Below are 2,154 nucleotides of genomic sequence, written 5' to 3'. Positions count from 1 at the left end.
GGCCATTTCGTTGGAGAGGGAAGAAGAAACTCGGGAATTAACATAATATTATACAATAATTCAGTTTATGGGCTTACAAAGGGACAGGCAGCACCCACTCTTCCTCTTGGAGAAAAAACAAAAAGCCTTCCGCGTCCAAATATATTGGGTAAAATAAATCCCATAACACTGGCTATGGCTTCAGGTTACTCCTTTGTTGCCAGGGGATTCTCATCAGAAATAAAGCAACTCTCTGAAATGATACAGAGGGCAATAAAGCACCAGGGCTCTGCAGTAATAGAGGTTCTTCAGCCATGCCCTACATATAACGATGTAAATACTCTCGATTGGTACAGGCAACGTGTGTACAAACTAGAGGATAACAAGGACTGGAACCCGGTTGTCAATACTCAGGAAGAGGATGAAGCAAAATTCGATAAGGGATACAGAAAATCCTTAGAATGGGGAGATCATATACCAATAGGAGTATTCTATGAAAACAATACCATACCCAGTTACACCAAGAGACTTTCTGGAATAGTTCCAGACTACCTGAAGTACCCTCCTGCATTGCAGGATGTATCAGACAAGGATGGATATACAATTGTAGACCCAATAAAAACGTTCTCGGAAATGGATGTGGAATAATCAAATATACAAATATAATTTTAAAATTTGACAAGATCTAAAATTTTAGGGTCATAATTCACCGCTGAATATTCTATAATGATAACTATTGCCCGAAGTTATATTTTTATTGCTTATTGTATCTATTAGTTTAAGAGTGTTATTAGTACTATTCAATGAATATAGCTTATATTCTGTATATGGCTGTACAAAGTAATAATAATAACCCTCTCTAACGTTTATTGTGTTTATTATGGAATTGTTCATATTTTCAATATATAGTGTTGTGTTTACTTTGACTGTGGAAAGAGTACTATTTATTATTGAACCGTATATTGCACTCTCCTTCTCGGTATTAATGTAGAATGTGTTATGCAGTTTGCCAGCTGATACGGTAAGTGTAAAATTATAATTACCATTATGCAGGTAGAAATTAGGGATAACAAAATTTATACCCATGCTGTGGAGATTATCAAATGAACTATATTTGTTAATCCATTTATTCCCTTCTTGTTTACAGTTAATTGGGAGATGTGTGCCTGTTATCTGCACGTATTGATTATTATTGTCGCCTGTAGTTGTTATATAGACATACTTTGCATCGATGTTTTTCATGCTTATATTTATATGGGATATTAAACATCCTTCAAGTTGATAGTATGCTGGGTTTGTTAATGTTGTATTCAGGTATGATTCCCGATTGCCGAGAGAATAGGAACTTGCAGAATAATTAGAGTTAAACATGCAGGCATATATTGAATATTCATTATGGAAATATTTTACATCAATACTTTCACCATTGTTGTTGTATTCTGTATTATTATATGGGTAATAGTAGATAATCAGTGGCAGGAATAGTATTATCACAATTATAATCGAAATTATTATTTTATAATGGGATTTTAGGGTCACGTAAAATCACTCGCTGCCATATTCACATTAGTGCTGTACCCGGCATTATTTGTTGTTATTTCATTTACTAAGCCTCCTGAACTATTATACACTTTTAATAACTTAAAATTATTATTCTCATATGAATAAAATTGATATTTGGTATCCGGCTTTGCAAAGAATAAATAATTACCATTTTTTATAGGAACTTTATAGAAACTTCCACTGTTCATATCTTTTACGTAAACATATGTGTTAACACTTGGGTCTCTAATTGATGATTTTGTATAATTTGTTATACCGTATATTGCCGAGGAAGTAACAGCATTTAATGTCTGTGATGTGGAAGCTCCCTGTTTGTCTGGGATATCTCCTGAATCACATGAATAATATGTTGCGTATCCTATTGTTATGGATCCACCTGTACCCAGATCAAAATTGGGTATCTTTATAGCTCCGCATGCTCCCGTAGCATAGACATTCTGGCCAGTTTTTACCACATTTGATGAGGAGGTATATGAACCACCTGTTATGTAGAATGTATTATTTGCATAATTGCCATTGGAACTGTTATGATTTGTCGACAGGCAATGTATAAGATTATATGCCGTCCCTGCAGCCTCACTTGCGGTAACGGCATAGCCTACGGGCAGAGCA

3 protein-coding genes are annotated in these 2,154 nt (G+C 34.8%); 1 reads left to right on the top strand and 2 read right to left on the bottom strand.

Annotated features, from left to right (window positions below):
• On the top strand, positions 1-627 hold a 627-nt coding region (locus AMDU4_RS12005; RefSeq protein ID WP_290705283.1), incomplete at its 5' end, for a thiamine pyrophosphate-dependent enzyme.
• Between the two features lie 51 nt (positions 628-678).
• Here AMDU4_RS12005 and AMDU4_RS12000 read toward each other — a convergent pair.
• The gene (locus AMDU4_RS12000; protein WP_021788228.1) at positions 679-1,518 is read right to left on the bottom strand and encodes a hypothetical protein; all 840 of its coding nucleotides are present in this window, start codon (positions 1,516-1,518) and stop codon (positions 679-681) included.
• Positions 1,515-2,154: hypothetical protein (locus tag AMDU4_RS11995; protein WP_021788227.1), on the bottom strand; the 640-nt coding region annotated here is incomplete at its 5' end. The genes AMDU4_RS12000 and AMDU4_RS11995, both read right to left, overlap by 4 nt.

Source organism: Ferroplasma sp. Type II (assembly GCF_000496155.1).
This window is presented reverse-complemented; position numbering and strand designations above follow the sequence as displayed.